Source organism: Lacticaseibacillus songhuajiangensis (assembly GCF_003946025.1).
GTDB classification, from domain to species: Bacteria; Bacillota; Bacilli; order Lactobacillales; family Lactobacillaceae; genus Lacticaseibacillus; species Lacticaseibacillus songhuajiangensis.
The window spans coordinates 1-22,597 of the sequence record NZ_RHNR01000023.1 but is presented as its reverse complement, the minus strand read 5'-3'; the positions used below and the strand labels follow the sequence as shown (position 1 = coordinate 22,597).

The window sequence follows — 22,597 nt, the reverse complement described above, 5'->3', positions numbered from 1 at the left end:
GCTCTTGCGATTGACGGTGGCGATACAAATGAACAACAAAAGGGTACGCCCAGCAGGCGTACCCTTTTGTTGTGGTTGAAAAAGCATGAATTAGAGGCTTTCCTAACGTTCCAGCGCTGATAGCTGCATCATTGAAAATGCCCGCGCCTCGAACACTTGCAAAATGGCGTCGGCACTCACCGTGTTGATGAGCGGCACCATGTGTGCTGTCGCGCGGCGGCGGAAATCAATATCCGGCTTGTCGCTGACAATCAGCTGCACACCATTCAAACGTTCTGCACGTTCCATCCCGACAATCTGGAAACCAAGGTTAGCCAGGCGCGGTGCCAATTCTGCATCGGCGTTGCTGCCCTCTTCCAGCAGCACGGTGCCGTGCGCCGAAAGTGGTTGGTGCGCGGCCGCGAAGGCCTTGATCAGCGCCTTTCCCAGTGTCATGTCGCTGCCCATGACGAGGCCGGTTTGCACGATTGTTGGCACGCTGCTGCCTGGCGCGGTTAAGCCGCTACGTAAGACAGGCAAAAGGACGTGCACACCAGGTGCTTGGGCGAGTTGCCCAGACGGAATGCCCAGGTCGGCCAACTTTTGCCCGAGGAGCACGGCGCAGGCCACGGCAACGACGTCCTTACGCACCGTCTTGGCAAGAAATGGCACGGTGGCGCTGGCGCTGGGGCCAATAAAGGTCACGGCCATGCGCTGGTCGCGGACCACCAGATCGAGGTGGACAAAACCGACCAGCCCCAGCGTCTGGGTGAGCTTCACGGCGGTGGCGACGGCTTTCTCAGTCATCTTCGCCGCCCCCTTACGTGGTGGCGTGACGGCAAGCACCTTCCCTGCCCTGCTCTCGTTTTGTTCGAGGCTGTTGATGACCCCGAGGACGGCCACATCCTGCCCGTCCGCGATGGCATCTACTGCCAGGTGTGTGCTATCGGGATCACCGGCGATGTCGCCGCTGTAAGTGAGCGCCCAACCGTCGGTGCTGAGTTCTGCCAAAGCATCGCGCAGTTTCGGTGCCACCCGGTTCGCGCCGTGTTTGCTGGGCACGCTCCCCAAAACGGTGATGTCGCGGCGCTTCAGCATGTGCGCGATGCGGCTACCCTCACGGCCGGCCGTCTGCGTAATCACACCCAGCGGCTGTTCGAGGTCAATGACATCCAGGATGTGCTCGTTGCTGGCGCCCAGCAGGTAATGCTTCACCCCTGGGTAGACTAACGGCCGCGGCGTGCTGCCGAGCAGAATTGGCGTGCACCCAGAATCTTTAATCGCGGCGAGCATCGCCGAACTAATGGACTCGTGCGCCGAATTCAACCACGGCGCCGCGGCGTTAGGCTCAATCACGATGACACTTGGCAAGTTGCCGCGTTCACTCTCCCCCGTCGCACCATAACTAGCGTAGTAGGTTGGCGTGTCGGGTTCAATGAGCCCCATGGCATCGAGTGTTTTGTAAGTCGGCAAAATATCTTCGTCCTGGCGCGTCTGGCGTACTTCATCTTCACTGACTTGCCAGATGCTGGCAAGGGTGGCGTCCGCAATGCCGTAATTCTTGGCTTGGCGCAACTTCTCGGCACTGTGGTCCAGCGCGAGCTCATCGAGGCAGGTGATAATTTTGCTGATGGCGGCGATGAATAGCGGGTTAATCTGGCTGAGTTCGCTCAGTTCGCGTACCGTGAAGCCGCGCGTGAGTGCCAGCCACAAGGCGGGCAAGCGCAGCGCGTTCGCTTTAATTACGTGACCCGTGATTTCGTCCTCGTCCCACTCCCGCAGCTCCGTACTCAGAACGTGACTATCGTCGTGGCCTAAGGTATAGATGCCCTGCATCAAGGTGGCCTCAAGCGTCCGCCCCGCTGTCATAATTGAACCACCGGCCAACAACTGGGGGCCTAATTTGGCGCCAGTTTGCAGTTGCCGCGGAAATTGCGGGAAGCGGGCGACAATCGCATCGACGCCGGGTTCGATGGCGGCGACCATCTGCTTGTGGGCACCAATGCGAATTTGGTCGAGATGGCCGCCGAGTGCGACGGCGGTGTTCACTCCGGCCACTGGGTAAGCGGTCGCCCGGGCAATCAGACTACTGGTCCAGCTGAGGCCGAGTTTCAGCTTCAACATGTACCAGTCACTGCTGCGCGGATCGATGGCAAAAGACAAGGTCGCGCAACCGAGAATTCCCAGCGCGTCCATCACTTGTTTCCCGGCGCTGCGCAGGGCGGTGCGGTCACGATCAGTAATGGTTTGGGCGGGTGTCACGACCGTCGTGTTGGCCGCATTGACCCCCACCGGGTCGAGGCTTTCAATGGTTCCCAGCAACACGCAGGTGCCCGCACTGTCGCGCATCATGACGAATTGCACGGCCTTGAAGCGGTGAATGGCACGCTCAATTAAGATCCGTCCGCCGCCGATACTGGCAGCGATGACGTTACTCAACTCGCCGCGTGTGCGGGCGATACTGCGGCTCTGACCGCGCCGCATCAGGACGGGGTAACCAATTTTATCCGCACAATTGAGGGCGGCACTGGCATCATCAACGTAGGTGGATTCAGGGGTTGGAATATTGGTGTCGCGCAAAAAGGCGCGGAATTGTTCCCCGTTCTCACTCTTTTCAATGGCTTCGATGGTGCTGCCCAGCACCCGGACGTGCAATTGTTCGAGGAGGCCAGACTTGTCGATTTCCCGCATAATGTTCAGCGCAATTTGGCCGCCAGCACTGGGCAAAATGGCGTCTGGCCGTTCGCGGCGGATGACCTGACTGACAAAATCAGCAGTGAGTGGCGTAATCAGGTAGTGAATGCGCGGGTCAGCGCTGCGGAAAATGTTGGGGTCGGACGTGAGGAGAATAACTTCCTTACCTGCATTTACCAGTTCCCGACAGGTAAGGTCAGTTTCGGCTGGGGACGTTGCGGGTTGCGCCGAGCCAACGGGCCCTGAAGAAATGACGAGAATCCGTTCGTATTGTTCATCCATTAGAATTCCCCTCCTTCGCGCTCACTAAAAGCGTCCATTAATTCCATGAATTCGGTGATGACGTGCTCCGCGTCGCGACTGCCCGGCGCGCCTTCCGGCTGAAACTGCACGGAAAAGGCCGGGTACAAGCGGTGTCGCAACCCTTCAATCGATCCATCGATGACATTCTCGTGCGTGAGCAGTAATTTATCTGTGTCCAAACTCTGCGGGTCGACCGCAAAGCTGTGGTTCTGCGTGGTAATATCTACCCGCCCCGTTGCGACTTCGCGCACCGGGAAGTTGATGCCGTGGTGTTCATGGGTGAGCCGGATAATCTCCGCACCGTTGGCGCGTGCAAACAGTTCGTGGCCAAGGCCAATGGCGAGCAGCGGCAACTTGTCCTGGATGCCTTGAATCATCTTCTCGGCGCTGCGGACGTCCTTCGGGTCGCCGGGGCCATCCGTGAGTACGACGCCATCAGGGCTAAGGCTGATGATTTCGGCCGCCGTGGTGTCGGCGGGCACGATGGTCAGGTTGCAGTGCCGGACGGCAAAAGCCCGCAACAGACTGTGTTTGAGGCCAAAGTCGACGACGACGACATTCTTGCCGGTCGCTGGAGACGGGTAAGGTTTGGCGGTGGACACTTGCTGCACGTAATTTCGCGGCAGCACCAATGCGCGCAGTTGGTCAAAAGCGTGTTCGTCGTCGGCATCCACGATGCTGGCCTTCATCACGCCGCTGCCGCTCAGGTGTCGGCGCAGCGCGCGCGTATCGATACCGGAAATCGCGGGGATGCGCAAATTCTTCAGGTACTGATCCAGGCTCATTTTGCTGGCAAAATGGCCCGACGTATCCGTGTAATTGGAGACAACGACACCCTTGATGGCAGGATTGATACTTTCGTAGTCATCGCGGTTGATGCCGACCGTGCCCACGAGCGGGCTAGCAAAGGCAATAATTTTGCCCGTGTTCACCTTGTCCGTGATGGTGGCCTGGTAGCCGGTCATCGCCATCTGCATGACAATCTCCCCAGTGGTGACGATACTGGCACCGAACCCCTCACCCGGAAACGAGGTGCCGTCCTCCAAAATCAAATAGCGTCGCATGCTATCCCCTACTTTCTTTGCTATGTATGCGGCTGCGTCCAAAAAGTTGGCTCCGTCCCCTGCATTAATTGGGTAGCGGAGCCATTTTTTGCCAACGGCGAAGCACCGTCCGCGCAGCCTTAATTCTAGTCCTCGTTTGCCGCCTTGGCAGGCAAAATGAGGTTCATTGCAATCCCGATGACCGTTGCGAGAGCCAGGCCAGAGAAACTGTAGCCGGCAAACTGCAGGCTGGCGTTCCCAATCCCGATAACCAGAATGGTCGAAGCAATCATCAAGTTGCGTTTTTTGTTGAAGTCAATCTTGTTGTCAATCAGCACGCGCAGCCCGTTGCTGGCGATGACCCCGAAGAGCAGGAAGCTGATCCCGCCAATAACGGGACCCGGAATGGTCCGAATCAACGCGCTGAGCTTGCCCACGAAGGCAAAGACAATCGCGAAGAAGCCGGCGCCGCCGAGAACATAGACGGAGTGCACACGCGTCATGGCCAGCACCCCGATATTTTCACCGTAAGAGGTGACCGCCGGACCACCGACCAAGCCGGCGATAATTGACGCCGTCCCGTCCCCAGCCAAGGTGTGGTTCAGACCGGGATCTTTGAAGAAGTTGCGGTTCGTCAGTTTGTCGAGCACCATGATGTGCCCCATGTGCTCCGTCATCGTGACAAAGGCAATCGGTGCCATCGACAGAATCGCGCCCCAGTATAGGTGCGGTTTGTAGGTCAGAAACATGACTTGGAAGTCTGGTGCACTAAACCAGGCGGCTTGGCGCACGGGTTCGAAATCGACGATCCCAAAGGCCAGGGCAATCAGGTAGCCGCTGATAATTCCCAGCAGAATTGGCAGCAGGCTAATAAACTTCTTCAAATACATATTGTAAACGATTGTGAGCAGGAGTGTTAACATTGCGACGGCAAAATAGCGCAAATCGTAAACGGATTTGGTGGCACTAACCGTGCGCATGGTGGCATCAGTGGCGGCGGTGCCGGCTAGCGACAGGCCGATGACCATGACGATGGGACCAACAACAACTGGTGGCAAGGCTTTATCAATCCAGCCGCTACCGATGAAGTTGACAATCAGGGCGACGACCAGGTAGACGATACCGACCGCAATAACCCCTTGGGCGATTGCGGGGTAGCCGGCGCCCTTCATGAGTGCCTGCATGACGGTGATGAAGCTAAAGGATGAGCCCATGTACGCCGGAATTTTGCCGCGTGTGATGAGGATATAGAGCAAGGTCCCCACCCCACTGCTGAAGAGCGCAATGGAGGGATCGAGGCCGACCAGGATGGGCACGAGCACGGTTGAGCCAAACATGGCGAATAAGTGCTGGATGGACAGGCCAATCCACTGCAGGAATGGCGGGCGGTCGCCAATATCGAGAATGGCGTTGTCGTTGTGGTATTGATTATCTGACATGATTAACTCCCTAATATGTGTTGAATTGCTGGTGACTAGTTCTGAATAATGTTAACGGCATCTACATGATCGCGTTCGGCAAGTTGCACCTGAATACGCTCGTTGTCTGCCGTCGGGATGTTCTTACCGATGAAGTCCGCGCGGATTGGCAATTCGCGGTGTCCGCGGTCAACGAGGACGGCCAGTGAAATGCGGGCCGGCCGGCCGGCGGCAACGAGGGCGTCCATGGCGGCGCGAATGGTGCGACCGGTGTAGAGCACATCATCCACGAGCAAAATATTGCGACCGGTGATGTCCACACCGAGGTGGAGTTCTAAGTCTCCCGCGGTGCGGGTCGTGATGTCATCGCGGAACGCGCGCGTGTCCAGTGCCGCCACGGGATACTCACCACCGGCGAGCTGCTGCAACCGGTGGGCAATGCGCTGCGCCAGGTCGACGCCGCGCGACTGAATGCCAACGATGCACAACTGATCGGTGCCGTGCAGTTGTTCAATGACCTCATAAGTAATGCGGGTTAACGCGCGCTGGATGCCAAGTCCATCAACTACTTGTTTTGACTGCATGTTTCTCCTCCTCCTTGTCGCCGCGGCGTTCTGGACAATCAAAAACGCCTCCAGTCCGAGAGTGGACTGAAGGCGTTCAGTAATTGTCCCCGCGGGGACCGGTCTTCCTTCTAAGCCTCTCTGGACTTAATTAAAGGTATGCAATTGGTATTATCCTACTTGACCTTACGCGTTTTGTCAATTCCGCGGCGTAATTCATTGAGCCGCTCTTGAAAAATTGCCGGCACCGGCGCTTCGAAAAGTAGCTCTTTTCCCGTCCGTGGATGTTTGAAGCCCAGGGTTGCGGCGTGCAAAAATTGGCCGTTGCCCGGTAGCGTCCGACTCGGACCGTAAAGTGGATCGCCGGCTAGCGGATGGTTGATGGACGCCATGTGCACGCGAATCTGGTGCGTGCGTCCGGTTTCCAGCTTGCAACGGATAAGACTGTAGTGGTCAAACTGCTCGAGCACGGTAAAATGCGTCACCGCGTGCCGGCCGCCCTCAACCACCGCAATCTTCTTGCGGTCCCGCGGCGAACGGGCTAGTGGTGCGTCGACGGTGCCGTGGTCTTCGGCAAAATGACCGTGAACAATCGCTAGGTACTCGCGCACGTTGGTCTTGGCCTTGAGCTGTGCAGACAGGCTATCCAGTGCCAGTTTACTTTTGGCCACCATCAGCAGGCCCGAGGTGTCCTTATCAATACGGTGCACAATCCCCGGGCGAATGACGTCGTTAATTGCGTGTAGATCGCAGTGGTACAAAATCGCGTTCACGAGCGTGCCCCGCGGATGCCCTGGTGCTGGGTGCACCACCATGCCCTGCGGCTTGTTGACGACAATCACATCATCGTCTTCGTACACGATGTCGATGGGGATGTCTTCTGGTTCCGCGCTTAGTGGCTCGGGCTCCGGCGGGTCAATTGCAATGAGATCGCCGGTGGTCACCTTGTATGCGGGCCGTACCGCCTTGCCATTGACGGTCACGCGGCCGGCTTCCAGCCAATTTTGCACTTGGGAACGTGTGAAGTCAGCAAAGTGCGCGCTGACCACTTTGTCAATGCGGCCGGATTCAGTTGTGATGGTGAGACTTGCGGTGGCCATTATGCCTTCCCCTCCTTATCGAGGAAGATCATGTAGACAACCACCAAGATGACCCCTACGGTCAGACACATGTCTGCGACGTTAAAGATGGGAAAGTTGATGAAGTCCAGCTGGAACATATCGGTAACGTACTGCTGGCTTACCCGGTCGATAAAATTACCGATTGCCCCGGCGAGAATGAAAGCCAGGCCGAGCCGGTAGGTTGGTTTGTGCTTGCTGTCGCGCCACAAGAAGGCGACGACACCAAGCGCGATGACGGTGGTGATGTAAAAGAACCACTGCTGGCCTTCAAACATGCTCCAAGCGGCACCGGTGTTGCGGATGTGCGTGAGGCTGATCACGCCGGGAATCAGCTCGTGAATGCCGCCGAGGGGAATGTTCGCCACGACCCAGGCTTTCACGGCAAAGTCGACCGCGATGAGTGCCACGCTAATGATGAGGTAAATTAACAAAATTAAACTCGCTCCAATGTTCGTTTAGAACAAGCCGCTAATGCGTCCATCATCGTCAATGTCGATATTCAGTGCTGCTGGCTGCTTCGGCAGGCCAGGCATCGTGAGGATGGCTCCGGTCTTGACGACCAGGAAGCCGGCCCCGAGTTTCGGCACGATTTCGGAGACAGTGATGGTGAAGTCACTCGGTGCACCGAGTTTCTTCGGGTCATCGCTAAACGAGTACTGCGTTTTGGCGATGCACAGTGGTAGCTTGTCCCAACCGTTTTTCTTAATTGTCTTCAGGTTGATGCTGGCTTGGTGGCTCAGTTCAAAGCCGGCCCCGCCGTAAACTTGCTGAATCAAAGTGTTCAACTTGTCCGTAAAGGAACTATCCGCGGCATAAAGCGGCTGGAAGTCACTTGGTTGCTGCAGTGCCGCCAGGACGGCATCAGCGAGTTCCAGTCCACCAGCGCCACCATCTGCCCAGACGGTGGCGTAAGCAACGGCCGCGCCTTCATCTTGGCAAAGCTGCTTAATCAGGGCGATTTCAGCCGGGGTATCACTGACGAAGCCGTTAACGCCAACCACAATTGGAACGCCATAACGCTTCATGTTGCGGATGTGGCGTTGCAAGTTGGCAAAGCCGCTGCGAATCGCATCGAGGTTTTCACCGCCCAATTCCTTCAGACTCACCCCACCATTATACTTGAGTGCACGCACGGTTGCGACAATAACCACTGCATCGGGTGTTTTGCCCAGCACGGGGCTCTTAATGTCCATGAACTTTTCGGCGCCTAGGTCTGCACCAAAGCCGGCTTCAGTGATGGCAATGTCGCCCAGCCGTAGTGCGGTACGGGTGGCAATGACCGAGTTACAACCGTGGGCGATGTTGGCAAAAGGCCCGCCGTGAATCAAGGTTGGCGTGTGTTCCAGTGTTTGCACTAGGTTTGGCTTGGCCGCATCACGCAGGAGCACCGTGATCGCGCCGGTGACACCCAGGTCGTCGACGGTGACGGGTTTGCGGTCGTAGGTGAAAGCCACCACGATGTGGCCAATGCGCTGCTTCAAATCATGCAGATCGCTGGCCAGACACAAGACTGCCATCAGTTCGCTGGCAACGGTGATGTCAAAACCGTCTTCGCGCGGAATGCCCTGGTAAGGACCGCCAAGGCCGATTACCACGTTTCGCAGCGCCCGGTCATTAATATCAAGCCCACGCTTCCAGGAAATCCGCCGGGGGTCGATGTTCAGCTGGTTCCCCTGCTGAACGTGATTATCAATCAATGCGGCCAGTGTGTCGACGGCACAAGTGAGTGCATGCATGTCGCCGGTGAAGTGTAGGTTGATGTCCTCCATGGGCACAACCTGAGCGTAACCACCACCAGTTGCGCCACCCTTCATGCCCATGACGGGACCCAGCGACGGCTCGCGCAGTGCAATAACGGTTTTCTTACCCCGCCGGCGTAGTGCATCGCCTAGACCGACAGACATGGTGGATTTGCCCTCACCCGCGGGTGTTGGGTTGATTGCGGTCATGAGCACCAACTTGCCGAGTGGTTTGTCTGCGATGCGTTTTTGTGCGGCTGCGGTAATTTTAGCCTTGTAGGGTCCGTACTGCTCAATTTCGTCAGCGTTCAGGCCAAGGTCCGTTGCGATTGTGGTAATTGGCTGCATTTCCCCAGCTTCATTTGCCTGCGCGATTTCAATATCTGACATGTATTTGTTCTCCTCCACCAATTGTGACCAGTTTTACCGTAAATGTGCGGTGAGATTCTCCGCCTTAATCCAGGAAGTGATGTCAATGTCACCGTAGGAACTGCCGGTGATGCGCACACTGTGCTTGCCAGTAACTGCAATCTGCACATCCTGCAGCGTAATGGTGAGGGTGTTGCTGGGCAGTAAGCGCTGGAGTCGCAAAACCCCGTCTTGAACCTGCCCTTGCAGAGAAAACAGTTGCCAAAATGCCAGAAACAGTGTGGCGAGTGCTACTATTAAAGCTATCCAGGAAAAACCAACGGTCTCACACTGGATAACGACTGCTAATGAAAGTGCTGAAATAATCAGGCCCCAGAAAATCAAAATTTCCGTTTTGGCGCCTTGGTATGCGAATTTATATGCCAAGTGTTTCATCACTTTCCTATCGTTTAGAATGTCTAAATTGTACACGCTAGTTGCAGTGTCGTCCACCGCGGCAGGTCGTTTATATATATATAAATTACTTATGATTGATTATCATTCGGGTCTGTCGCTTAAAAATCGATGTATCGGCGGCTCGACGAGCTTATTTACGGAATAGAAACGAATGTTCACACGTCTAGGAAGGAATAACACATGTTAAAGCTATACACCGATGCCGCCACCAAGGGTAATCCAGGACCATCCGCTGCCGGATTATTGATTGTGGATGGTGCACATACAGTTGAGCGCGGTCTGGCACTCGGCAACATGGATAATCACAGCGCCGAATTCGCGGCCGCAATTGCGGGCCTTAAGTTGCTTGTGCAGCTTGGTTATGCGGGTCAAAATGTAACGCTGATTTCTGACAGCCAAGTGTTAATTGATGCGCTGGGCAATGGTTATAGTAAGCATCACCCGGCGGCGTTAGATCAATTGCAAACCTTAGCAGATGCCTTCCCCATGCTTATTCCGACGTGGCAAAATGATCATCGCAATAAAGGCGCACATACATTGGCGTTGCGTAAACTTGCCGAGATTGAACGAGAGGACGGTTAAAACATGCACTGGATGCAAAATTCTTTGTGGTTGCTCCTAACATTAAACACAATTGCAGCCGTCTTCACGGTGCTCCGGCGCAAGCGTGATATCGCCACAACTTGGGCGTGGTTGCTTGTGTTAATCGGGATTCCCGTGGTGGGTTTTGGCTTCTACCTCTTCGCTGGTCGGCGACTGTCTTCGAAACGAATGAAGCGTATTGCTCATGAATACACAGTTGGGATCAAAGCATATGTCCGCAGTCAGAATCTCAGTGATTATGAACAACGGCAGCTGAGTGCGGATATGTCGCCGAAAACTCGGGGGATGTTGCAGGGGCTTTGGCAATCGGCCTCTGCTCCACTGCTTATTCGGAATGATATTCGCATTTTCACCGACGGGAATGCCAAGTTCGCCGCGCTGTTTGCGGATATTGATGCGGCGACCACCAGTATTGCCGTCGAATATTACACCATCTATCCCGACGCCATTGGCACCACTTTGAAACTGCACCTCATCGCGGCCGCCAAGCGCGGCGTGCGGGTCAGCGTCCTTTACGATGCGTGGGGGTCTTTGGGGATGCAAACCAGCTGGTGGGCAGACCTGCGCGCTGTGGGCGGTCATGTGACTGTTTTCTTCAGTTCCCGGCACATTTTTACTGATTTCCGCCTGAATTACCGTGATCACCGCAAAATTGTGGTGATTGACGATCGTCTCGCCTATACTGGCGGTTTTAACGTAGGCGACCAGTATCTCGGCCGCAGTGCGAAGTTCGGCAACTGGCGCGATACCCACATGCGTGTAGCTGGCGACGCCGCGTTGGCACTCAAAATTCGCTTTGTAATGGATTGGAACGCGACCGAAAGTAGCGACCCACTGCCGTACCCACAGTCTGCGCGCGGCGGGGACGACCTGCCGTTAACACCGATGCAGGTGGTAGCCAGTGGTCCCGACACCACACAGCAGCACATTAAACTGGCCTATGTACAAATGATTATGACGGCAGAAAGGCGCATCTGGATTCAAACGCCTTACTTGGTTCCCGACGAAACGGTGCTGAATGCGCTAATTGGTGCGGTTCGTGCCGGTGTCGATGTGCGCATTATGATGCCCAACATGCCCGACCACCCCTTCATCTTCCGTGCCAGTGAGTATTTTGCCGCGCAGCTGCACGCGGCTGGTGTGCACATTTATAATTACCAAAACGGTTTTTTACACGCGAAGACTATTATTTGTGATGACGATGTGGCCGGCATTGGCAGTGCTAACCTGGATTACCGCAGTTTTGCCCTCAACTTTGAGGTGACCAGTTTCGTGTACGACAACCACTTCACTCAGGAAATGGCGACAATCTTCATGAATGATTTGGCACAGTCCACCCTGCTGACGGACGAGACCCTGGCTGCAAGGTCAGGCTGGTTGCGCTTTAAGCAGAACTTTTCCAGGATGCTGGCGCCGATACTGTAGTGGTTCGTCAGTGTATGTCCGCGCCCGCGAGGATGCGCACCGCACTTTGAACTGTTTTCATACCGTTGCAAGGCGGTGTGGTCGGCAGCTCCGGCACAGGTGCGCTTGGATCCTTCGGTGTCCATTGCACTAACATCGCTAAAGCGATGCGTGCAAGTGGCTCCATCCAAGCACACCTGTGCCGCCATGGCCAACGCGATACTGAGTGGTACCCAGATTGATGATGCAGAACGACTGCCGGGTTGTGGCGACTCAAGACCATGCATACGCCGAGTGATGATTTCCAATCGTGGTGACGGTATTACTCAATTACTGGCCTATGTTTACGGGTCTGCAAGGAGCTTCACTGCACGCTCCCATGATGTTTACTGCGCGACCACGTGTGGAAATATCACCTCTATCGTCTTGTGAATGCACTTAGGATCTGGTGTAGATTGGCGTAGCGGACAGTGACAGAGTTAACGCAAATAAATAGGCGGTGTATTCCCGACGTGGTTTTCGTCGGGGGTACACCGCCTATTTTATCGGGAGCGGGATATTGACGCTGCGGATGGTATTTTCAACACTTACGCTGACAACTTTAGTTGAAACTGGCACCAATCAGTTCGGGTGTGACCTGTGTATAGCCAATCCCTGACCCGGTTTTAAGACCGCACTCGTGAATCGCGAGGTAGTGAACCAAGTGTTCCAATGTCAGCCAAGCGCTATACGAACTGAGCGCGAAGTAGTAATGCCCGCGCTTACCCCGTTGTTGCGGCGTAAAGACGCGCATGTCGCTGCTAATGATTAAGCGTGCATACTTGGGGTTGGTGATGATTTCCACCGCGGGCATCCGCTCTAAAGACTGGCGGATGGCGTGATAGACGGTTTGTTCCATGTGCGGGTCTATCGCAACACGCACCCGTGCCTGGGCGTTCGGCATCACCCCTGCCAGTAGCGGAATGTAGCGCGCAATCAGTGCGCTAGCAATACGGTTAAAACTGTGCAGCTCATTCGGCAAAGTGGTAAAGAGCATCGTTAACATTTTGCTTAATGAATCCGGACCCGGCGTGCCGGTGGCAACCACCAGTGGATCAAAATCGGGTACGTTGCAACTGAGCGTGTCCAGCGCGACGGTCACCGCCAACAGATTAGCTGTGAGCACTTGGTCGTCCAGCGCGTGAACGTCGACCCCTGCCTGGCTGTGCATCCGTTGCAGGACCTGTTGCACCAGCCGCCACGCGGGTGAATTGGTCCGTGCGTGGTGACCAATGAAGCCGATGAGAATCGGATCATCACTGTCGTGGAAACTGGCCGTCAGCATGGTTTCAGCGTGAATGAGCCCCGCCTGCGCGTCTGCCGCCTTCACGGCATCCGGCAGGCCGCGAATTTTGCTGGCGAACCCGGTTGCTGTCAAAATGTCGCTTAAGGGCTGCAGCTGGTGCAGTTGGTGTCCCTGCCGGTTGCGAATGATGCCGACCCCGCACAATACCTGCAGACGGGTTGGCGCCACGTTGGGCATGCCGATTCCGGCCCGGTGCAATACGGTCGCTGTCCGCACGTCAAGTTCGTGTAGCTCGGGGAACAGTGGCGTACCGTCTTGTGCGAGCTGCCAGCAAAGTTCACCCAGGGCAACGCGCACTGCGGTTTCTGAACCGCTGAGCCCGATTGGCCCATAATTAAGCCGAATGTCGTAGGACTTCAAACATTCCTTGAGTGGTCGTAATCGCCGGAACACGGTCGCATTACTAATGCGGTGGGCCTCCGCAAACTCATTCACGGTCCAATCAGGATGCTTGAGAGTCGCCAGTAAAAACTTGCCGACGATAGAACGGCGCATTAAGAAGACCGCATAAATGGACGCGGGAATGTTAAAACGTTCTCGGAAACTAGCGGTATCGTCAACCGCCGGTAAGTGGCGTTCTGTCCGCAGTTCACTTAAATCCTGCGTGATTTTAGTGAGCGTGCGGTAAACGCTCGTGGCACTGACTTTCCGGATTTTGGCGACTTGATTCACATCCTGAAACTTGCTGGGTAAATCAATGAACTGTTGGTAAAACTCTAGACGTGCCCTGTCGCTCCGGCTTAAAAACAACTCATACGTTAGCATTTCGGTCATCCTCGCTCTGCATGACGGACATCATTCGTTTTCTACAGTTCTGATTATACACACTTGATGATATTTTTAGAACCGTAAAATGCAAAAATGCACGTGACATTTGGCACGGTGTCAAGAATTAAAAGAATAGTTTAATGAATCTGCACAGGAAATAAATCGTTATTTATAAACTAATAAAAAGGTGCTCTGATTTTCATCAGAGCACCTTTTAACACGAATATTAATTGTGAACTACCAGATAGTAATTCGCTTTTCTGGTTCGAGGTACATACCGTCGCCCGGCTGCACGTCGAACGTGCTGTACCAGTCGTCCAAGTTACGGGGCTGAATGTTGGCCCGCAGGTAGTTTGGCGCGTGGACGTCAGTCGAAAGCAAAAGCTGTTTGTATTCCGTCCGGGCCTTCATCCGCCAGATGCGGGACCAGTTGGTAAAGAAGGCCTTGAGGTCAACATCAGGATTCTTTTTGGCTGTTGCCAGTGCGGCGGCGAGACCACCGGCATCCGCGATGTTTTCGCTCACGATGAGCTTGCCGTTCACCGTACCACCGGCGTATTCGATGCCGTTGAATTCATCGATCATTTGCTGGGTGAGGCCGTTGAAGACCTTGTAGTCGGCTTCAGTCCACCAGTTCTTTAGATTCCCGAATTCATCGAATTGTGCCCCGTTGTTGTCAAAGCCATGCGAGATTTCGTGCGCAATCACGGCACCAATCCCGCCCAGGTTGACTGAATCACTTTGCTTAAGAGAATAGAACGGTGCCTGCAAAATTGCGGCTGGGAACGTGATGTCGTTGCGTGAGGGGTCATAGCAAGCATTAACCAAGTGACCTGGCATTGCCCATTCACCGCGATCAACCGGCTTCGTCAATTTGGCGAACTGGTGCGCAATCTTGGTGCGGGTGATGGCGATGATGTTGTCGAGGAGCGGCTGGTCGAGATCCACGTGTAGCTTGTCGAACACCGCATCAACCTTATCAGGGTAGCCCATCTTCAGGACCATTTTGTCTAACTTCACAACCGCCTTGGCGCTGGTCTCGCTGGAGAGCCAGCTACTGGCCTGCAGGCGCTGCTTGTAGGTCTCAATCATCTGTTCAACCAGACCGGTCACGTCCTGCTTTGCCTTCTCCCCGAAGTAAGTCCGGCCATAGTAAACGCCAATTGGTTCACTGAAAATGCTGTTTGCCAGTCGGTAAGCGTGCTTGATCTGGGTTGGCGCAGACGGTGCACCACTTAGGGCCCGCTTGTACGCACCCCCGTTGATGCGCAGTTCGTCGCTGAGGAATCCGGTATTGCTGAGCAAATCGCTCACGTAAGCCCAGGCCTTGTACTCGTCAAAAGTATCGGCGTTAAACAGACCGTGCATTTCATCTAAGAAATGTGGGTCGTACACGATAATCTGCTCAGGTAATCCGGGCATGGTGTCATTCAAAAAGGCGATGAGGTCTACGGGATCCGCTTTGTCAGCCACCTCGGTTAGTGGCTGCGGGTTGTAGACGGCTGGGTAGTCGGCCCATTCTTCCTGACTCTTAACGCGGGCAGCGATTTTGGCATCGAAGCTGAGGGTTTTAGCGATGTAGGCTTCTTGATCCTCGGCACTCAGATCAGTTGCGGCCAAGACAGACTTCGCTGTCGCACTGAATACCTGCAGCAACTGCTTGCCGGATTCGTTGCCTTCCGCGTAGTAAGTCGTATCTGGCAAGATTGTGCTAGGACCAGAGAAACCAACGGCATTCTTACTGGTATCCTTCATGTCGGCGGCGACATCAACGGCGAAAGGTAATGGGTAGGAAGACAGGGCCAAATCCCCGACCTGCGCGTTGAATTCGTCCAAGGTCAATTTCTGGATGCGGTGGAGCCGCTTTTGTTCGGGTTCGATGCCTTCGCGATCGCGGCTGGTAAAGTCTTTAGCCAGCTTGTACAGCTTCACGGCTTCAGCAAAATATTCATCAGGCGCACCCTCGCCCGCCGCAACGTTTTCGAAATCGGCCATGAGCTTTTTTTCGACGTCATCGGCGAGATCGTGAAAACCACCCGTCGCTGGCTTGTCGTCGGGAATGACGGCGTCCTTCTCCCACTCACCGTTTACAGCGTTGTACAAGTCATCTTGAATGCGAATATTGGTTTCTGACATACTCGCTACCTCTTTTCATTTCTTTATCTTAATTTAGAATTAATCTGATTGCCATTGTACTCAAAAAATCGACTCAAGCCAAGGGTTACAGCTTAAAAAAACGGATTTTTCGCGTCCGGTCCCTGTTTGACCACCAACAAAAATGGGGAAATCGTGTTTTCCTCACGACTCCCCCGGTAATTATTCGAGTTTGATTAGGCCGTGGCGACCTTCGTAATCATGTAGCCTGGAAAACGTTTGATTCCCTTCGCCGTTTGCACAACCACGATTGACCTGTCAGCATAAGGCTGAATCGTTCCTGCCACAACTGCCGTGATGGTGCCTTTACACTGCTTCTTATCGGCAGTGGCCAGCTTCACCATGGCACCAGTAGCACAAGCATCCGTCAGTTTCTCGATGATAGTCGTGATTGATTGACTCATATTGAAATCCTCCTCGTTTTGTTGTAAGCGATTACAGATTCATTATAACATCTTTAGGATTAAGGAAGGCTTTAGTTTTTAACTTTCCGGCCCCAGTATTGGAACAAGTCGGTCCGCATGGCCCCGTTGTAGAGTTTACGGCGCTTAGTGGCTTTTTGGCCGTAGAAGCGTTCAAAGTCGAGGTCACCGGACAAAATGTACTTGCTCCAGCCCGGCAACTTGCGGTAAGTGGTCCCCATTTCCGCAGCCACCTTGCGCGCGGCGTCGATGTCGTTGAGCCGCTTCCCGTACGGTGGGTTAGCGACGATGACGCCGCGCTGCTCGTCCGTGCTGAAGTCCTTCACAGCTAGCTGCTTAAAGCGAACTGGGTGCAAGACACCAGCTTCCTTGGCATTGACGTTGGCGATTTCAATCATTTCCTGGTTGATGTCACCGCCGAGAATGTCGAGCGGCTGAATTTTGACCAGGTCATTGGCCTCAGCACGCACGTCATCGAGCAGTTCGGACGGAATGAAGTCAAAACCAGTAAACGCGAAGTCGCGCCGGATGCCAGGTGCCATATTCAGCCCGATGAGGCCCGCCTCGATAGCGATGGTCCCAGAACCCGTGGTGGGGTCGTAAAACGGCATGTCGGGGCGCCAGTTCGTCAGCATGACCAGCGCAGCTGCGAAGTTTTCCTTCATTGGCGCTGGCCCCTTAGCCACACGGTAGCCGCGCTTGAACAAGGAGTCGCCAGTGGTGTCTAGCGTCATCATTGCCATGTCGTTGTGAATGGAAATTTCTAGCGGGTACTTGTTGCCTGTTTCCGGGAGGCGTGAGCGCCGGTGGTAAGTGGCCGCCATGCTTTCAACGATGGCCTTCTTGGTTACGGCCTGCACGTCTGGTTCGGAGTGCAGCTTGCTGCGGACAGCGCGGCCGGCAACAGGAAACTGAGCGTCCAGTGGCATGTAGTCTGCCCACGGAATGGCCTTTACGTTCTGGAACACGTCTTCAAACGATAGTGCCTTAAACTGCGCCATGACGATCTTAACGCGATCGGCGGTGCGCAGCCAAACATTGGTGCGGACGATGTCGCGTTCGTCCCCTTCGAAGAACACCCGCCCGTTTTCGGTCTGAGTTTGGTAACCCATGTCCTTCAGTTCACGTGCGGTTACAGCTTCGAGGCCGGCCGCCATTGTTGCAACTAGTTTATATTTCAAAATTTATCTCCTTAACAATACCGCCGCCCATTAACGGTGGTTATTCGCTCTTCATTGTACAGTATATTAGCGTGCAGGAACAGGAAAGCCCGCATCGTGGTCGCGCTCCAACAGGCAGCGCCCTTTGTCACAGCCCATAAAAAAACAGCCCGGGTTGCCCCGGACTGCCGCCTGCTTGCAAATCTTTTTAAGCCATGTTCTGTGTCCAGGTGGTCTCAGGCGGGCCACCCTTCTAGCAATCATCTATCTCAGCTTTCGCTGCTTCGCCGTTGGTTCAATTCCCCTGGCGGAGCGCCCCTACCAAAGTTTGGGTTACTCGCTTGCGGGGTTTACCCGTTCCAAGCCGTTCGTTTCCAAACGGTATCGTCACTGTGGCACTTTTCAGGCATCACGCTGCATAGCCGAAGCCTTAGCAGTTTCCGCCGCCGTTACCGCCGAAACGGTACCCGGGCTTATTGGGCCCGGCGCAATCACTACAGACATCGCAGTCTGTGCGGGCATGGACTTTCCTCACCCTGCATACACAAGGCGCGATTACTCAAGATTTACAAGTTATCATTCTATACGTTGAAAGCTGCTAACGCAAGCCTGAATTAGTAATTCGGCGTGTCGTTGTTGCCTTCGTTGTCGAGTTTGCTGCCGAAGACGTGGCGCTCGAGGTTGCTCAGGCGCTTCAGAATGTCGTAGTTAGTAGCGGCGGTTGAACCGGTGCTACTTGGCTGGGCTGAACTGCCCTTGGCGACTTCTAGCTGCTTCGTGAGTTCGTCGACGCGGCTCATGAGACGACCGTTTTCAAGGTTCAAACGGTCGATATCCTTAACCATGGCGTCGTAATCCTTGATGATGTTGTCGAGGAACTCGTCAACTTCATCCTGATCATAACCGCGCATCTTGGTTTTGAACTGTTTGTTCAGAATATCCTTTGGACCGTAGATAACGTTGAATGTCTCTTCGTTTTCATTATCCATATCTATATACACCTCATTAATTCCCCTAGCAGGGCTGTTTTAATATTAGCATAGTTCAAAAGTCTTGAAAACGGCCATTTGCCTCTTCTTCGGCTAAGTTGGCGGCCGCCTCCTGCAAATCGTACATCGTAATTAAAGATACATTATAATGGCGGCTCGCGGGCATATTTTGGACACGATTATAATTAAATTTAGGTTTGCCCGGAAATTCGGGGTCATAGAGCAAAAGCGCGCCATCGGTGTGCGCACTCATGAAGCTGCCGTACGCGGCGAGCTGCTGGCCCGATTTGTAATCATCCTTACTGACACTGGCGGCAAAATCAACGCGGGCCTTGAGCGCAGCGAGCTGCTGCTGACTCTCCTCCTGCCAGCGATTGCCGAAGTTTGCGTAGGGCTGCATCATTGCCACCTGCAATTGCGGGTAATCCTGCTTGAGTTCGAGCCCGACTTCTGCCGCCCACTGCTCGCAGCCCTGCTCACAACCAGTGATGAGCCATTCCATGCCGTCTTCGCAAAGTGACTGGAGTTCACGTTTTAAACAATACTTAATGACGGTGATTTTGGGGTCCTTATCGCCAAAAACACTCAATTCATACTTGCGGTAGCCACTGACCCAAATCCTTTTTGCCACTGCGAACGCCCCCTTACGGCGCCAGGCCGCCATAATTTGCTATAATACACTCAGGAAGGTGATGCCTAATGCCAATCCATTACCCAAATGGTAATCTATACGCTCATTCTGCGCAAACGCCGGCGCAGCCAAAACGCGCCACTACCCTGTATGGCGGCCGTGGCATGACGCTTGAAGATGAGATTAATAATAGCAACGCGTATTACCTGCAGACAGGGAAGGCTGTCGTTTATAAGAAGCCGATTCCCATTCAGGTGGTCCGCGTTGATTACCCGCAGCGCAGTAAAGCCGTCATCCGGGAGGCGTATTACAAGACGCCTTCAACGACAGACTACAACGGCGTTTACCAAGGGTACTACCTTGATTTTGAGGCTAAGGAAACGAAGAATAAGGCCAGTTTTCCCCTCAAGAATTTTCACCAACACCAGATTGATCACATGCGCGCTTGCTTGTTGCAGGACGGTATTTGTTTTGTCGTCATGCGCTTTGCCACCCTCCACCGCCTGTTTGTGTATCCGGCATCACCGGTCATTGCGGCGTGGGATGAGCAGATTAAAGGCGGGCGCAAGTCAATCGTTCTTGACGAGATTGAAGAAAACGGGTTTGAGATTAAACCCCAGCTTAGCCCAGCAGTTCCCTATCTAGATGGGGTTGACTGGTTAATTGCAAAGAAAGCAGGTACACAACGTGGCAAGTAAGAACGAAGCCAGTTCCCGGATGGCCGCTCGGCATCAACGCCCAGCACGCAAATCTGGTAACAATAGCGGTGGTCACCACCCGTTCCGGAAGTTTTTTAAGTGGTTCTTTATTACGGTAGGCGTAGTCCTCGTCATGGGAATTGGGCTATTCGCCTGGTATGCCAAGGATGCCCCTGCCCTGACACAAGGCAAGCTGCAAAGTGATGGCAGTTCCATTATCTATGACGCCAGTGGTAACGAAATTACCAGCCTCGGGTTGGAGTCCCGCACTTACGTCAGTGCCAAGCATATTCCGCAGCAACTGAAGGACGCGGTGGTCGCCATCGAAGACCGCCGTTTCTATAAGGAAGCCTTTGGGATTGATCCCTTGCGCATTGCCTCGGCTGCAGTTAACGACGTTTTCCACCGCGGTTCACTCCAAGGTGGGAGTACCCTGACGCAGCAACTGGTGAAACTCTCCTACTTCTCCACTAAGACCTCTGACCAAACGCTCAAACGTAAGGCGCAGGAAGCCTGGCTCTCCATGAAGGTTGAGCAGCGGTTTAGTAAAGACCAAATTCTGGAATATTACATCAACAAGGTTTACATGAACTACGGTCAATACGGGATGAGCACTGCGGCGAAGTACTACTACAATAAGTCGCTCAGTCAGCTCAGTTTGGCACAGACGGCCTTCATCGCCGGGCTGGCGCAGTCCCCTGCTGGCTATGATCCTTACCAGCACCCAGCAGCTGCCAAACAGCGGCGGGACTTGGTCATCGATGCAATGCTTCGCAGCAAGAAAATTTCTGCCAGTGAAGCGGCTGCGGCGAAGGCCACCGCCATCACGACCGGTCTGAAGAAGCATTCCTCAACTGAAAATACTGGTTCGAAGACCGAGCACATCGTGGACGCCTACCTCACGCAGGTGATTAAAGAAGTGAAGAAGCGCACCGGGCTGAATCCATACACTGCGGGCTTGCGCATTTACACGAACCTCGACATGAGCGCACAGAAACGCCTTTACAGCATCGTCAACAGCGACAAGTACGTTGCCTTCCCAGACAATAAGCTGCAAACGGCGGTCACAATGACCAACCCCAACAACGGCCGCGTCGTTGCCCAGATTGGTGGTCGCAAGACCGGAAACGTGAAATTAGCCTACAACCGTGCTGTCTCCAATTCCCGCTCCAATGGGTCCACCATGAAGCCAATGCTTGATTATGGTCCGGCAATTGAGTATCTGAATTCATCAACCTACACGCAGATTGATGACAGTGCTTACCAGTACCCAGGCACGAGCACCTCCGTATACGACTGGGATGATTCCTACCAGGGTGTCATCTCCATGCGTCAGGCGCTGGTTGGTTCCCGGAACATTCCGGCGATTAAGACACTGGATAAGGTTGGCTTGACCAAGGCCTTTAACTTCCTGAAGGGTCTCGGAATTACCTTGCCAAGCAACCAGCACGTGATTTCGACCGCGATTGGTGGGTCGGTCTCCACGGCTCAAGAAGCGGCAGCCTACGACGCTTTTGCCAACGGTGGGACCTACTACAAGCCGACCTATGTTCGCAAAATTACGACGCCAGACGGCATCACGACCTCATACTCCAGTAATGGCTCGCGGGCGATGAAGACGAGCACGGCCTACATGATTACCGACATGCTCAAGGGCGTTATGACCAGCTCTGGTGGTACCGGCCTGTCCGCGAAGGTTGGCGATCTTTACGAAGCTGGTAAGACCGGCTCCGTTAACTACTCGGATGAAGAAATTGCTAACAACCCAGCACTTAAGGGGCTCGACAAGGATAGCTGGTTTACAGGTTACACCCGCAATCGGGTCATCTCTGTCTGGGCTGGTTACGATAAGTCGAGCGAGAACGGTCTGGGTGGTACCGCGCAAAAGGTACCGCAACTGATTTACAAGGAATTGATGACGTATGTCTCCCAGAACCTGACCAACAAGGACTGGACCATGCCAAGCTCAGTGGTTGCCAAGAACATTGTGATTGGCAGCAACCCAGCGGAAGCATTGACCAGTGCCGTGAGCGGCAAGACGACGCGCGAACTGTTCGTTGCCGGTACCACTGGCAACATCAGTATCGGCAGCACTGAAGATGCCTCCAGCAGTGCTTCTTCTAGTTCTGTGCTTTCGAGTTCCTCTAGCGCCTCTTCTTCTTCAAGTTCTGAATCATCCTCTAGCTCGTCGAGTGAATCCTCCAGCAGTTCAAGTTCTGCTCCAGAAAGTAGCTCGAGCTCGGTATCATCACAATCTAGTTCGTCGGCCGCCCAGAGCTCTTCTGGCAGTCAAAACGAAGGTAACTAAGTTAAAAGGGTTCCCCCCACGGGGAGCCCTTTTTGTGTACGCTCCGTCAGCGTAAGTGTTGAAACTTTCAATCAAATCATCCGCAAGGATGAAAATAGTGGTTAGACCGAAGGTCGGAACTGGGCCGGATTAGCTTTGCTCCCGGGAAGGGCGTGCGTGGGACCGTTCCAGCCAGCTGCGCTGTCTTCCACTGGCGATTTTGCCGCAAACCCGCCGGCAAAATCCCGCTCCTAACGAAAATGGCGGTGTACATTTCGCACGAAGTTCATGTGCGAAACATACACTGCCATTTTCGTGGGCACGCACACCCTTCCCGTCCGCTGCCGCCAATCCGCCCCAGTTCCGACGCGCACTCACATGACTGTGGTGGTGAATGTTTCGGGCTTCGGTGGCGAGAATGGCAGACAAAGATGAACACGAAATTAAGCAA

General features: G+C 54.3%; 18 protein-coding genes and 1 other RNA gene. 4 read left to right on the top strand and 15 right to left on the bottom strand.

Going from position 1 to position 22,597, the window contains the following annotated elements:
- Window positions 1–102: 102 nt before the first annotated feature.
- From EKM97_RS06925 to EKM97_RS06890, 8 genes are all read right to left on the bottom strand, one after another.
- The gene (locus EKM97_RS06925) at window positions 103–2,955 is read right to left on the bottom strand and encodes an ATP-binding protein (RefSeq protein WP_125571667.1); all 2,853 of its coding nucleotides are present in this window, start codon (window positions 2,953–2,955) and stop codon (window positions 103–105) included.
- Complete coding sequence (locus EKM97_RS06920) at window positions 2,955–4,040, bottom strand: carbamoyl phosphate synthase small subunit (RefSeq protein ID WP_125571666.1); 1,086 nt, start codon at window positions 4,038–4,040, stop codon at window positions 2,955–2,957. Before EKM97_RS06920 ends, EKM97_RS06925 begins: the two co-directional genes overlap by 1 nt.
- Before the next feature lie 125 nt (window positions 4,041–4,165).
- Entirely contained in the window at window positions 4,166–5,458 is a 1,293-nt protein-coding gene (locus EKM97_RS06915) for a uracil-xanthine permease family protein (protein WP_125571665.1), read from the bottom strand.
- Between the two features lie 35 nt (window positions 5,459–5,493).
- On the bottom strand, window positions 5,494–6,021 hold the full coding sequence (gene pyrR, locus EKM97_RS06910) for a bifunctional pyr operon transcriptional regulator/uracil phosphoribosyltransferase PyrR (protein ID WP_125571664.1): 528 nt from the start codon (window positions 6,019–6,021) through the stop codon (window positions 5,494–5,496).
- A gap of 155 nt (window positions 6,022–6,176) precedes the next feature.
- The gene (locus EKM97_RS06905; protein ID WP_125571663.1) at window positions 6,177–7,100 is read right to left on the bottom strand and encodes an RluA family pseudouridine synthase; all 924 of its coding nucleotides are present in this window, start codon (window positions 7,098–7,100) and stop codon (window positions 6,177–6,179) included.
- Window positions 7,100–7,552, bottom strand: a complete 453-nt coding sequence (gene lspA / locus EKM97_RS06900; RefSeq protein WP_125571662.1) for a signal peptidase II — start codon at window positions 7,550–7,552, stop codon at window positions 7,100–7,102. Before lspA ends, EKM97_RS06905 begins: the two co-directional genes overlap by 1 nt.
- Before the next feature lie 24 nt (window positions 7,553–7,576).
- Window positions 7,577–9,250 (bottom strand): formate--tetrahydrofolate ligase, encoded by a 1,674-nt coding sequence (locus EKM97_RS06895; protein ID WP_125571661.1) that lies wholly within the window; start codon window positions 9,248–9,250, stop codon window positions 7,577–7,579.
- Between the two features lie 33 nt (window positions 9,251–9,283).
- Entirely contained in the window at window positions 9,284–9,655 is a 372-nt protein-coding gene (locus tag EKM97_RS06890) for an EbsA family protein (protein WP_125571660.1), read from the bottom strand.
- 210 nt (window positions 9,656–9,865) lie between these two features.
- On the opposite strand from EKM97_RS06890, the gene EKM97_RS06885 reads away from it, so the two are divergent.
- The gene (locus EKM97_RS06885; protein WP_125571659.1) at window positions 9,866–10,267 is read left to right on the top strand and encodes a reverse transcriptase-like protein; all 402 of its coding nucleotides are present in this window, start codon (window positions 9,866–9,868) and stop codon (window positions 10,265–10,267) included.
- Between the two features lie 3 nt (window positions 10,268–10,270).
- Window positions 10,271–11,713: a cardiolipin synthase gene (cls, locus tag EKM97_RS06880; RefSeq protein ID WP_125571658.1), complete on the top strand. Its 1,443-nt coding sequence runs from the start codon at window positions 10,271–10,273 to the stop codon at window positions 11,711–11,713.
- Window positions 11,714–12,293: 580 nt separating this feature from the next.
- Here the strand turns inward: cls and EKM97_RS06875 are convergent.
- From EKM97_RS06875 to EKM97_RS06845, 7 genes are all read right to left on the bottom strand, one after another.
- Window positions 12,294–13,802 carry a helix-turn-helix domain-containing protein gene (locus EKM97_RS06875; RefSeq protein WP_164507467.1) on the bottom strand — a complete coding sequence of 503 codons (1,509 nt, stop codon included), beginning with the start codon at window positions 13,800–13,802 and terminating at the stop codon, window positions 12,294–12,296.
- Between the two features lie 240 nt (window positions 13,803–14,042).
- A complete protein-coding gene (locus EKM97_RS06870) occupies window positions 14,043–15,941 on the bottom strand; it encodes a M13 family metallopeptidase (RefSeq protein ID WP_125571656.1) in 1,899 nt (632 codons plus the stop codon).
- Window positions 15,942–16,135: 194 nt separating this feature from the next.
- Window positions 16,136–16,363 carry a hypothetical protein gene (locus tag EKM97_RS06865; RefSeq protein ID WP_125571655.1) on the bottom strand — a complete coding sequence of 76 codons (228 nt, stop codon included), beginning with the start codon at window positions 16,361–16,363 and terminating at the stop codon, window positions 16,136–16,138.
- A 71-nt stretch (window positions 16,364–16,434) separates the two neighbouring features.
- Window positions 16,435–17,562 carry a THUMP domain-containing class I SAM-dependent RNA methyltransferase gene (locus EKM97_RS06860; RefSeq protein WP_125571654.1) on the bottom strand — a complete coding sequence of 376 codons (1,128 nt, stop codon included), beginning with the start codon at window positions 17,560–17,562 and terminating at the stop codon, window positions 16,435–16,437.
- A gap of 183 nt (window positions 17,563–17,745) precedes the next feature.
- Window positions 17,746–18,108, bottom strand: an RNA gene (gene rnpB / locus EKM97_RS06855) — RNase P RNA component class B.
- A 47-nt stretch (window positions 18,109–18,155) separates the two neighbouring features.
- A complete protein-coding gene (gene gpsB / locus EKM97_RS06850; protein ID WP_125571653.1) occupies window positions 18,156–18,530 on the bottom strand; it encodes a cell division regulator GpsB in 375 nt (124 codons plus the stop codon).
- Window positions 18,531–18,585: 55 nt separating this feature from the next.
- Window positions 18,586–19,161, bottom strand: coding sequence for a DUF1273 domain-containing protein (locus EKM97_RS06845; protein WP_225419235.1), 576 nt, complete (start codon window positions 19,159–19,161; stop codon window positions 18,586–18,588).
- A gap of 68 nt (window positions 19,162–19,229) precedes the next feature.
- On the opposite strand from EKM97_RS06845, the gene recU reads away from it, so the two are divergent.
- Together recU and EKM97_RS06835 are read left to right on the top strand one after the other, a co-directional pair.
- Entirely contained in the window at window positions 19,230–19,859 is a 630-nt protein-coding gene (gene recU / locus EKM97_RS06840; RefSeq protein ID WP_125571651.1) for a Holliday junction resolvase RecU, read from the top strand.
- Window positions 19,860–19,878: 19 nt separating this feature from the next.
- Window positions 19,879–22,167, top strand: a complete 2,289-nt coding sequence (locus EKM97_RS06835) for a PBP1A family penicillin-binding protein (protein WP_125571682.1) — start codon at window positions 19,879–19,881, stop codon at window positions 22,165–22,167.
- The last annotated feature ends 430 nt before the right edge of the window (window positions 22,168–22,597 follow it).